Source organism: Streptomyces sp. NPDC059851, from assembly GCF_042732005.1.
GTDB lineage: Bacteria > Actinomycetota > Actinomycetes > Streptomycetales > Streptomycetaceae > Streptomyces.
In genome coordinates this window covers 1-11,384 of record NZ_JBHWJJ010000191.1, presented here as the reverse complement: position 1 = coordinate 11,384, position 11,384 = coordinate 1, and the positions used below count along the sequence as shown (strand labels likewise).

General features: G+C 69.3%; 8 protein-coding genes and 2 pseudogenes. 4 read left to right on the top strand and 6 right to left on the bottom strand.

What is annotated here, in order from left to right:
* Positions 1–603 precede the first annotated feature (603 nt).
* On the bottom strand, positions 604–1,020 hold the full coding sequence (locus ACFV7Q_RS36210) for an SLATT domain-containing protein (RefSeq protein WP_385435181.1): 417 nt from the start codon (positions 1,018–1,020) through the stop codon (positions 604–606).
* 359 nt (positions 1,021–1,379) lie between these two features.
* Positions 1,380–2,372, bottom strand: coding sequence for a hypothetical protein (locus ACFV7Q_RS36205; protein ID WP_385435179.1), 993 nt, complete (start codon positions 2,370–2,372; stop codon positions 1,380–1,382).
* Between the two features lie 834 nt (positions 2,373–3,206).
* Between ACFV7Q_RS36205 and ACFV7Q_RS36200 the strand changes: the two genes are divergently transcribed.
* Both ACFV7Q_RS36200 and ACFV7Q_RS36195 read left to right on the top strand, forming a co-directional pair.
* Entirely contained in the window at positions 3,207–3,845 is a 639-nt protein-coding gene (locus ACFV7Q_RS36200; protein WP_385435178.1) for a carbonic anhydrase, read from the top strand.
* A gap of 252 nt (positions 3,846–4,097) precedes the next feature.
* On the top strand, positions 4,098–5,099 hold the full coding sequence (locus ACFV7Q_RS36195; protein ID WP_385435177.1) for an L-threonylcarbamoyladenylate synthase: 1,002 nt from the start codon (positions 4,098–4,100) through the stop codon (positions 5,097–5,099).
* A gap of 258 nt (positions 5,100–5,357) precedes the next feature.
* Here the strand turns inward: ACFV7Q_RS36195 and ACFV7Q_RS36190 are convergent.
* Positions 5,358–5,522: pseudogene (locus ACFV7Q_RS36190) on the bottom strand (transposase); the annotation flags it as partial.
* Between the two features lie 169 nt (positions 5,523–5,691).
* Positions 5,692–5,907: pseudogene (locus tag ACFV7Q_RS36185) on the bottom strand (WYL domain-containing protein); the annotation flags it as partial.
* 45 nt (positions 5,908–5,952) lie between these two features.
* On the opposite strand from ACFV7Q_RS36185, the gene ACFV7Q_RS36180 reads away from it, so the two are divergent.
* Entirely contained in the window at positions 5,953–6,105 is a 153-nt protein-coding gene (locus tag ACFV7Q_RS36180) for a hypothetical protein (protein WP_385435175.1), read from the top strand.
* 867 nt (positions 6,106–6,972) lie between these two features.
* Here ACFV7Q_RS36180 and ACFV7Q_RS36175 read toward each other — a convergent pair.
* Together ACFV7Q_RS36175 and ACFV7Q_RS36170 are read right to left on the bottom strand one after the other, a co-directional pair.
* Positions 6,973–7,410, bottom strand: coding sequence for a DUF4259 domain-containing protein (locus tag ACFV7Q_RS36175; protein ID WP_385435174.1), 438 nt, complete (start codon positions 7,408–7,410; stop codon positions 6,973–6,975).
* 54 nt (positions 7,411–7,464) lie between these two features.
* Positions 7,465–9,087, bottom strand: a complete 1,623-nt coding sequence (locus ACFV7Q_RS36170) for an ISL3 family transposase (protein ID WP_385435180.1) — start codon at positions 9,085–9,087, stop codon at positions 7,465–7,467.
* Positions 9,088–9,514: 427 nt separating this feature from the next.
* Here ACFV7Q_RS36170 and ACFV7Q_RS36165 point away from each other — a divergent pair, with 427 nt between their 5' ends.
* Positions 9,515–10,909 carry a hypothetical protein gene (locus ACFV7Q_RS36165; RefSeq protein ID WP_385435173.1) on the top strand — a complete coding sequence of 465 codons (1,395 nt, stop codon included), beginning with the start codon at positions 9,515–9,517 and terminating at the stop codon, positions 10,907–10,909.
* Positions 10,910–11,384: the final 475 nt, after the last annotated feature.

The window sequence follows — 11,384 nt, the reverse complement described above, 5'->3', positions numbered from 1 at the left end:
CCGCACACTTCAGATCCTCCTGGCCACCTGGGCCGGCGCCTGCCCCACCTGTCACCGCGACATACCCACCCGCGAACCAACCTGACCAAGCACTAACTGTCAGCCGTATGTGAATATCATGGCGTTGACACCTGGCTAGTTTCGCTTCGGCCTTTGATCCTCGCGCAGCAGCTGATGGGGGCACGAAGCGAGCTCGACCGCCTCGCTGACGCTGCTGGGCCAGCCGCGGCCGGTCGGGAAGGTCGAGGCCCTGCGGACGGCCAGCCCTCGGCCAGCGCCCCAGTTGCCTCCGCTCCCGGCCCCCGGCCCCCGGCTCCGGCGTCGCGACGATGAGTCCCGAGGCGCGGCGGCCGGGTCCAGCCGGGAAGCAATCCCGGCGGCGGGACAGAAAAGGCCGTGTCGGAACCGGCCGGCTGCTGGCTGCCGTGCTGGGCCACGAGTGCAGCCACCGCCCGGTCGATGTCAGCGCCTGGGTCGCGCGTGGCGGACCATCGTGGGGGGCACGGGGCGCCGTGACGCACAGGAGGTACGGGTGCGGATGGCCGGCACGGCAAGCACCGCCGTTGGCCGGTCAGTGGATCTTGAGGGATTTGAGACGAACATCTAAGCAGGCGGCGGACCTCCAGGTAGGTGACCCGACTGCGTTCCCGCGGCTGCTGGCGGCCCGCGCAGCTCCGCCATCGTGACCGCCTCGATCTCATCCAGCAGGCGTCCACGCGTGGCCTCATCCCGCTCCGACTCCGGGACCAATGTGTAGCGCTGGATGGTCAGGTGGAGCCGCGACCGCGCTTCCGCCGCCAGAACATAGCGCTCCAGGTGGTTGAAGACCTGGCGGAATCCACCGATGAAGACGGTGGCGCCGGCCATGACGGCCGTGATGGCGGCGGGAGCCTGCAGACCTGCGGCCACCACGGTGCCAGCGCCGGTGAGAAGGGCGGAAAGCTCAACTGTCTGGTGCCATCGACCGGCGCGGTTACGGGTCCGCGCGTACCAGGCAAGGTCCGCAAGAGAGTGTGCCAGAAGCGGATCGTCGGATGCCGGGGGAGGTTCGGGCGGTGTGTATCAGCACACGACCATGTTGCACTGCTGGGGCGCACGCGGGGCCTCGTTCCAGGAAACGGCCGGGCCGAGCGTGACCGCCCTCAGTAGCCGCCGCGACCAGCAGCCTTGTCCTCACCCCACCGGGAAACGGGTATCACCTCACGAACCGCTCTCTGACAGTTGAACGCGCGAGCCCACCAGTACCAAGGCCGTACACACCGCCGACCTCGGCGTGCAGCGTCCGGTGTCGGGGAACCGTCGGCCCGACCGCAGGCCAGTGGATGGGTCGGAGGAAGGGCTCCTGGCCCCGGCACGCGGTCAGGCTGGGCAGATCCTGTCTAGGAGGTCGCTGCCGGGTCGGCCAGGCGCAGGGTGCGGGCGGTGCGCAGGACTTCAGTGGGAGTGAGTCCTTGGTTTTGGTCGATGAACTGGAGGGTTGTGTCGTCGAAGTTAGCGGCTGGGGGTGGGGTGGTGCCGGGGTTGGCGATGAGGCGGAGCGTTTGGCGCAGGGTGGTGTTGCCGGGGGTGTTGGGGCCGCCGGGTGGGAAGGCGGCGGCGAAGTAGGGCAGGGGGGTGCCGCCGGGGTAGACGTTGGGGCCGTTGGCAGTGAAGAGTCCGAGGCGTGGGCCGGGGCCGCTATTGATGCGGGCCATGAGTTTGGTGTTGAGGCGGCGGGTGAGCTCGGTGCGGGAGGCGGCGAGCGGCGGGTCGGTGAGGTAGACCTGGGCCTGGACGAGGGTGTCGAGGGCCGCGGCGATGAGTTCTTCCTTGCTGCTGTTGGTGGGGTCCTGGTGGAGGGTCTCGTGGAACAGGGTCGAGGTGAGCTGGCGGAAGTCTTCGAATTGGTAGCGCTGGTTGACCAGGATCTGCGGGCCCTGCCCGGGCACGACCGGGGGCGAGACCTGGGCGATGGTGGCGGGGGCAAGGTTGGCGAAGCGGACGGTGGAGAAGGTCGTGCCGCGCAGGGTGGTCAGGGCCGGTTCGCCGAAGGTGCACAGCAGGGCGGCGGCGGAGGCCCGCAACGTGGGGTGGGGGACGGTGCGGCGCAGGCCGGGGTCGGCCAGGAAGAGGCTGACGCCTTGGGCGGCGCGGAACACTCCGCACCGGCGGCCGAGGGTCGAGGCCAAATCCAGGGCGAGCTGCCGTTCCGTGCGGGCCGGACCCGCAGCGGGCACCATCGGACCGGACGCCGGGTACACGTCGGGGGTGAAGAAGGTGATGTCCGTCGGCGGAAACGGGCGCTGCTCCAGGATCTCCTCGAGCGTCTGGCGCTGGTGCGCCAGAGCCGGCGACGCGGTGGCCGCGGCCGGAGCGATCAGGGACAGCATCACCGCTGCCGCCCCCAGCAGGACAGCACGGGCCCGCCAGGAACACCTGGGTCCGGTCCTTCGGCGTCTCGCCGACGGTGTCCCGGAAGGTGGGTACGGTTCGGGGCGGGGCGAGAGGCTCGCTAGCGGCATGGCGGCTCCAAAGGGGTGCAGGGGGAGTCGTTCTTTCAAGCACAGGCACCATCAACCCCCAGCGGGGCGTTGCAGATGACCCACGCTGAAACCACGCCTCGACAGCACTCCATAGGCGCACCAGTCCCCCGCCTGGCAGCACTACAAGACGAGGTACGGCCGGGCGACCGCCTGAGCTGGGATGCGAGGGGGTTCTCCTCAGGCCGCCAGCTGATGCAGGCGTTGCATACCCGTTTCCTCGAACGCTTTCTAGGTTTGACGGGGCCATCCGTCGCCAGCCAGCGGATCGGCGGGCTCGTCACCGCCGGAGGGGCTTGTACTCGATCGCGAGCGGCAACCGAACAGCATGGAGGACTGCCAGGGCTTGGGTCGACCGGCCAGAACTGTCCCCTGTGCTTCGCCACGAGCACCGCTGATTAGGCCGCTGGCGGCGAAGAGCCGGTAATCGCCCCGGCGAGATTCCGTATATGACCGACACCATTCGGGGAGGGGACGCACTGGCGGAAGGGCGTGACACCGGTAGTCGTTGCCGTGGCGAGCACCGGAACCTTCTCTACCGCGGACGCCCCACCACCAGGCAGCTTGGACGAGGCTCTCACCACGCCGACCGGGCCAGGTGGCACCGAGGGCACTTTCGACCGGCTTCCCGGCGCCGTGCGAGGCGCCCTCGGCAAGGTCCCCAGGACTCAGCCGTAGGCTGCGGCCATGACAGAGATCCAGACAGTGACCCCTCATGACGCCTTCGAGATGCTGCTGGCCGGCAACAAGCGGTTCGTCGCCGGTTCGCCCGAGCACCCCAACCAGGACGCCGCCCGTCGGGCGGAGACCGCGCCGGCCCAGAACCCCTTCGCGGTGCTGTTCGGCTGCTCGGACTCCCGGCTGGCCGCCGAGATCGTCTTCGACCGCGGGCTGGGCGACCTGTTCGTGGTACGCACGGCCGGGCACGTGATGGGACCCGAGGTGCTGGGGAGCATCGAGTATGCGGTGCAGGTGCTCGGCAGTCCTCTGGTGGTGGTGCTCGGTCACGACGCGTGCGGTGCGGTCGCGGCCACTCGCGCCGCCGTCGAGGACGGCGCCACGGCGGGCGGCTACGTGCGGGACGTGATCGAGCGTGTGACCCCTAGCGTGCTGGCTGCCCGTGCTGCCGGGCACACTGAAAACGCGGACTTCATTGCTGAGCACATCCGGCACACCGTCGATCTGCTGCTGGACCGCTCCCGTCTCCTGGCGGAGGCGGTCGAGGCCGGCCGGGTCGCCCTGGTGGGTCTGTCGTACCGGCTGGCCGACGGCACGGCCCACGTCGTCACCGCCCGCGGGATTGAGGTACCAGGGCACCTCTCCTGACCTGGCTCAGCCGTCGGTCCGGCGGCTCCCACCGGCCCGGGCGGCGACTGCGGTCGTGGCCGTGCACAGACGCTCGGCACCTAATCCACCGCACAACCGGGAGGGTGGATTCGGCATCGAGGGGTCACGGCGCCCCGGCACGGCGCACCTTCAGCGACGCGCACCCCGGCCTGCGCGCGCGGTCGCCGGCGGGGTCTTCCCGCTCCGCACCGCCGAGCCCACGGGGCGTCGGCATGGTGAGAGGATGCGAGGGTGACGGCAACCAACAGTGACATCGAGAAGGCGGCGGGCGTGCTGCGCGCCGGAGGCCTGGTGGTTTTCCCCACCGAAACCGTCTACGGTCTGGGCGCCAATGCCGAAGACCGCGCCGCCGTCTCGCGGATCTTCGAGGTGAAGGGACGCCCGCCCTCCCACCCCCTGATCGTCCACATCGCCGGCGTGGAGCATCTGGGCGACTGGGTGGAAAACGTGCCGGCGACGGCGCGGCTGCTGGCCGAGCACTTCTGGCCGGGGCCGCTCACGCTGGTCCTGCGGCGCGGGCGCCGGGTGCCGTTCGAGGCGACCGGTGGGCTGGAGACGGTAGCCGTACGCGTTCCGGACCACCCTCTGGCCCTTGCGCTGCTGGCGACCTTCGGGGGTGGTGTCACGGCCCCGTCCGCCAACCGCTTCGGCTCCGTCAGCCCCACCACGGCGGACCACGTTCGCGCGGAACTCGGCGATGCCGTCGACTTCGTGCTGGATGGCAGCCCCTGCCAGGTCGGAGTGGAGTCGACCATCGTGGATGTCACCAGTGACGTTCCCGCCGTCCTGCGGCCCGGCGGGGTGACGCGCGAGGATCTCGAGGCGGTCCTGGGTTACCCACTGGAGGTGCCGTCGGCGAGCCGCGTCCGGGTGCCGGGCCAGCATCCGTCGCACTACGCTCCGCGCGCGCGGGTCGTCTTGGTCGACCCCGAGCAGGTGATCGCCGAGGCGGAGCTCGCCCGGGAACGCGGCCACCGGGTAGGCGTCTTCCTTCCCCCACCCTTCGCAGACGCTCCGGTGAAGGCGCACGCCGTGGTCGCGGTCCCGCGGTCGATGGCCGCCTACGCGCGAGGGCTCTACGGATTCCTGCGCGAACTCGACCAGCGAGGCTGCGACCTCATCATCGCGTCCCTGCCCCCGGAGGAGGGGCTCGGCCTCGCGATCGCCAACCGGCTCCGCCGCGCCGCGGGCCCCCGGCCCTCCGCGTCGAACATCCCCGCCCCCCGGCCCTGACCCCCTGCGGGCAGCCTCCGGAGCCCGCCGGCCCGCTCGCACCGGCGTACGCCACCGATGACATGCCGCAAGGCCGCCCAGGTTACGGCTTGCCCAGGGGATGCATCGACCGTCTGCAGGATCAGCTCGCCTCCCGAGCTACGAGCTGCGCAGGCATCTCGGCAAAGGGGCCGGCATCTCCGTACAGGGCGGCGTGCAGGGCGGCGACCAGTTCAGAGGGCGTTTCATCCCGTTGTTGCGTCCCGGATTGCCGGGTTGGAGGTTGACCATCGCAAGGAGGATCATTGCTTCGGAGCGGTGCGGGCAGGCTGCGTAGTCGCGGGCCAAGCGGCGGTGGTTCATGAGCCAGCCCAGCGTTCTCTCGACCGTCCAGCGACGAGGCAGGACGCCGAACCCCCTGGTGGCGGGGTCGCGGCGGACAAAGGACGCGCCGCATCCCTAATCGGAGCCCCGCAGCAGGGTCACCGGATCCCAGCCCGTCAGGGTGGGCGCCTCCGCGAACGGTGACAGGTGCCGCAGAGTGAGGTCGAACTCCGGCGAGTCCGGCCGGCGCTTGTCGGCTTCAGCGGCGTTCCGCCGTAGGCGCCGGCTCTCAGGATGACGCTCCGTAGCGGGTGGCGATCTCGGCGGCGCGGTTGTGCAGGGAGTGGCGCAACCACTGCGGAACTAGGGCTTCCGCGTCAGTGCCGAGGTGCCACAGGGCCCACTCGGCGTGTCTCGGATCCTGGAAGGTCACCTCCAGCCGCAGCCAGCCGTCTGTGTCGGCTTCCTCGGCGAGGACGGCCAGCGCCGTGGCCACCAGGGCCTCCATGGGCTCGACCTCAGCCACGTCGTCCAGCTCAGGACGTATGTGGTGAACCACGATGTCAGCAAGCTCGGGCCGATCGCCGAGGCCGTGCAGGAGGGCTGGGGTACGAAACCGCCCACGCAAACCCTGATCGGTGTCGCGAGCCTGGCTGCGCCTGACGTGCTGTTCGAGATCGAGGCCCTCGCCGCCCGGCCCTGACCGCCGACGCCCGCATCCAGGCTGTTCCACCCGACGCGGGTGGCGATTCCGCAACGGGTCGTAGCAATGTGAACGGGGAACGGGCGCCATCGGACACGAAGGCCCGGGCAATACGTTGCTCTGGTGAGGGACCGGCTCGTAGGCGAGCGCACGTGGCTCGCCTACGAGGCGTAGACGGATTCCACCGAGCATAGGACGTCGCGGTCCGGGTGAACGCGACGCCGCCCTCGCCCAAGCCCTGCGCGCCAACACCGAAGCACTCACCTTCCGCGCCGAAGACGCCCCACCGCGTCGACGCCCACGCCTCCCTTCCACACCGGGCAGGGCCTCGACGAGGCTGGTCAGGTCAGCGCTGCCCTCCAATACTTCCAGTACCTGGCTAACACCACCCAGCACCATCTGGGAGCCGACCACGCCGACAGCCTCCTTTGCCGGCACAACGTCGCCCTCTGGCCGGGGCAGGCGGGGGATGCGGTCGCCGCGCCACCGCCTATGAACAGTTGCTCACGGATCGGCAGCGGCTGACGGGGCCAGACCATCCCGACACCGTGATCGCCCAGAAGAAGCTCGCCTTCTGGCGGGGGAGGCGTGGAATCCGGCTGGCGCCGCCACTGCTGGCGAACAGCTGCTGGCTCAGTGCTGGGACCCGACCACGCCAAAATCCTGACCACCCGGAACAACCCGGCTTCCTGGCTGGGGCAGACGAGAGAGGGACTGTAAACAGAACGGTGCCACTCCGATCACGAAAGAGTGCACCTGTTACCAGCGAGAACATAGCCAAGACGCCTGCTTCGGAGGCTGTGTGGCCGTGACGGTTTGATTCGGGTTCTGGCTCAAGTTCTGTGATCTGTGACTGTGGGTCACCGATTAGATCTCGAAGAGGGCTTCCTCTTGTGGCGGGACCGGAGGGTCAAGGACGTTGCGGAGGCGGGTGATGTCCTGGCGCCACTTCGACCAGTTCGCAGCTTCGGCCCACAGCTCGGCGAGTTCAGACCGGTTGGAGACCACTTGGTCCAGGGCGTCGACGGCGAGCATTCGAAGGTCTGCAGGAAACTCCGGCAGCGGCTCTGATGGGCCATAGTTCAAACACGCCGGATCGCCGTCAGGATGCTGGGCGACGACCAGGGCCGCCGCGGCCACTGCACGCTCGCCGTCGTAGATACCCAGGAAGTCCGCCGGCCCGGCGGCACGCTTGAGCACGTTCCGGATCATGGCTTCGCGTTCCTCCAGTGCTGCCTCGTCCAGGTCACCGGCGAAGTCGGCGCCGGTGTCGTTGTCGAAGGGGCCGATGTCCCAGGTGCCCATATCTCTCCTCGCGTGGCCGTCTGGGGATCCTCGCACTGGCCACCGACAGCGAGGTCAGGAGGCAAGCAGTACCCGCTTGCGCAGGAGCTTGAAGCCAGCACGTCCGTACATCTGCCGCTTGAGCATCTTGATCCGGTTGACTACTCCTTCGACTGGGCCGGAGTTCCAGTCGGTGGTCAGGCCAGCGGTCACTGCGTCGAAGTCGCTCTGCAGTCCGGTGGCGAAACTGCTGATGCCGGGCAGGTTGGCGTTCACGGCCTCGCTGATCCACTCAGGCAGGCGGGCTCCGGTGAGGGTGGTGAGCATCTCTGCGAACGAGCTGGTCAGCTCTGCGGCGGTCGCCAGCTCAGGGCAGCGGTCGAGTACGGCCTTGCGGTGCAACTTCTCGTCCTCGGTGAGGGTGGCGGGGTGCCGGGTGAGCCAGCCCGTCACCTGCCGTACCGAGGGCGGGGGCGGGGGCGGGGACGGGGTGAAGCCTGTGTTTCGGGGCAGAGTGCTGCTGATCCAGTCGAAGACGATGGTGTAGCCACCGCGGAAGCCGCGTGCGGAGATCTCGCGGTGGAGGGTGAGGATCGCGACGCGGCCCTCAGTCTCGGTCCAGCGTTGTTCGAGGTAGGGCTTGAACGGGTCGAGTTTGCTCGGACGTCGACGAGTGTGCCCCTTGACCATGTCCTGCCATCGGGCGGCGCGGGCGTACCTCTGGACGGTGTGCCGGCCCCAGCCCAGGTGGTGGGCGATGCCGTGCAGGCTCATGCCCTGGTTGATGAGGTCGTGGACGAGAGCGTGGTGGGCTCGGGCCCGCTCGGCGAACCTGCCGGTCGGGTCATCTGCTTCTTCGTCCTGGCCGGGGGCCGACTCGGCTGGCGACTCCCATTCGGGCTCTGGTTCTGGGGTGAGCGGTGGAAGTTCGCGCAGGCTGGAGCGGTGGCTGGCCACGGTCTTCTCGACCGCGGAGGCGAGGTTCTGCCAGAGGTGGAAGCGGTCGGCGACCTGGAGAGCCTGAGGTGCGGCGGTGTCGGCTGCCTCGGCGTAAGCGCCGGCGCGGTCGCGGCACAGGACCTCGATGCCGGGTCGGGCCGCGAGCCACGGGGCAAGCGTAGCGGCGTCGCGTTCCGGCAGCAGGTCTAGGACCTGGTGGGTCTCGGCGTCGATCACGACCGTTCCGTAGACATGGCCACGCCGCAGGGCGAAGTCGTCCACGCCGACCGCGCGGGGCTCGGCCGGTGCGGGGTCGGGCAAATCCATCACACGCCGCAGCAGCGTGGTGCGGCTGGTCGCGATGCCCATGACCTGGGCGAGACGGGCTCCGGCCCGGCCCGCCAGGGCCAGCCCGATCTCGCCCATCGCCCGGCGTAGCCGCTCGGTGACCTGGCTATGGCGACGGGTCAGTCCCGGCACCTGCTCGACGAACGTCCGCCGACCGCATGCCGGGACCGGGCAGAAGAACCGCCTCACCCGCAGTGCGAGCTGCGCTCGCCGTCCGGCAGCGGGCAGGTCCGCAGGAAACCGCAGGTAGGAGCTGTGCACCCGCTCCGTCCAGTGCGCACAATCAGGGCACGAGGCGCCGGCAGACGTGCATCGGGCCTCGATGCGTATCCCCTCGCCGTCCGTGTCCACGACGGCAATGGCGACGCCGGGAAGCGACGGGAACAACAGCTCCTGCAGTCGGGACAACACCTCGTTCACGGCCACCGAATCTCGGCCGAGCCACCCACACGAGGGGCGATTTCAAGGCGACTTCCGCACAACTCGAAGGAAGATCAACAATTACAAGGTGTAACCAGATCACGGAACTTGTGCCAGACCCAGTGCAGGATGCGGAACTCGGTGCGGGCGTCGGCTGTCATCGGTCGGGAAGCCCCTTCCTCGCGAGTCGGCGACGAGAGGCTGACCGGTCGTCACGTCCCGTTCTGTCGCGTCGGATAAGTAGACCTTATCCGACGCGACCTCGCTCCGGCACCCTTCTACGCCGCGTCCGTCGGCCACGCTGCCCGGAGAATGGCCGAAAGTGCTGTGTTTCTAAATGCTTCTGACGATGCATAAATAATGCATCAGACTGCTGCATAAGAAGTGCAGCGCTTAAAGCGAAATGAGGATCACGCTGATGCACATCCACCCGCTCGCCAACGGCGCGCGCACCGACCACCCGGTGCCCGGCCTGCCGTTCGTCGACGACTCGCACATCCCCCTTGACGAGGGGCCCGCGGCCATCGAGGCCGTAGGCCGCAACAAGGGCGACGGGATGTGGGGTCGCTACGACACCAACCGCCCGAGCGGCGCCTGGTACGCCTTCACCACCGACCCGCTCGACCACTCTCTGGGCTGGTCGGTGCGCTACCACCCCAACCACGGCCGCACCGTGCTGCTGATGCGCGACACCGACACCTCCCCCCTGCACAGCATCTGGAGCGGTGACCAGCTGCTCTTCCGGGCCGGCGGCTACTGGTGGGACGGTGCCACCTGGTACCGGCCCGGACAGGTCTGGGACCCGGTCACGCAGGACTACGAGCGGCGCAAGGCGCGCGCGGCCATCACGGTCAGCGCCGCCGACATGCTCGACAGGCGTGCCGACCCCGGCCGCGCCCGCGTCAGCAAGGTCCTCACCTTCGAGCCCAAGGAGCCAGCGCCGGAGAACTGGGCCGACCACCTCGCCCTGTGGGCGGAGCTGCACCAGGAGCGGGAGGGGGCGCTGCCGCTGGACCGGTGCGTGGTCGACCTCGCCACCCCTGAGCTGACCGGCGGCCAGCTGCTGGGCGTCCCGGAGATGGCGGAGCTGGGCGGCATCACCGCCTCCACACTGCGGGCCTACATCTCCCGCAGCAACAGCGAGGTCCCCCAGCCGCAGGCGACCGTCGGAGGCCGAGACCAGTGGGCGCGGGCGGTGGCCGACGACTGGGTGGAGGCCCGCCAGCGCTCCCACGAAGGTGTGCGGGCCACCATGTCGGCCGGCGACCGTGACGACCTCTCCCGCGGCGCCGCCGAGGTCCGCGACCACTTCGCCGCCGACTTCCACAACACCTTGTGGGAGCGGCCGGACGTGCGGAAGCGGTGGGTCCTGCGGGCCCGCAACGAAGCCTCCGTCCGGGAGGTCTCCGACGCCCTAGCCTGGACCGTCGCCTCGAGCCTGGATCGCATCCTGCCCACCAGTCTCCTGGGACACACTGTCACGGACGCGGTGCTCCACAGCTTCGCCGATGCGGTCGAGATGGACCGCGACGACGAGACCTCCGGGGAGGCGGGCCCGGGGAAGGAAAAGCTCTGGATGCTGCACGTCTCGCGGCCGGTCGCGGAGATGCTCGACTGGTTCATCCGCCACCACCCCGAGTCCGCCCACCACTACATCGGCGAAATCATGCGTGAGGCCCACCGGCGGTGGGAGTTCCCGGCGGAGGAGACCATCCGCGCGCTGCGCACGGCCGTCTCCATGGACGGAAAGATGAGCGACGAGGACCGCACGGCCTTCTTCGCTCTCCTCGCCCCGCCGGCGAAAACGGCCTGACACGACCCGCACCTACAGCAGGGCCCGGAGCTACCTTCAATAGCTCCGGGGCCCTGCCCGCGACTGTACCGGTGTGGGGCCTGGGGGCCGCCGGCGCGCGTCCGAACGCCCCTCAGAAGACCGTCGACCGCGGCCGCGACGTGGGGGCCTTCCAGTCGGAGACCTTCACCTCCGCTGCGCGACAACACGACCATCCCCGGCGGCCGGCTCGTCTCCCACGCCTTCGTCGCGCACCTGAGCAGCGACGCCTGCGACAGGCCGAAGCATCAGGCCCCCGGATGGCATCGCGTCCAGGAACCCTTTGGCATGCATCCATGTTCAGGGCCCCATGGGCGGCTTCGCAGGCGTTTTTTGAAGCAGGAAAGCGACTCGGAGGCTCGGGTGCTAACGCCGTTAGCACCCTCGAGAGTGGTAAAGGCGTTATCACCCCAGCACGAAAAAACCCCACAAAAAGGCAAAAAGCACCAAAAGGATA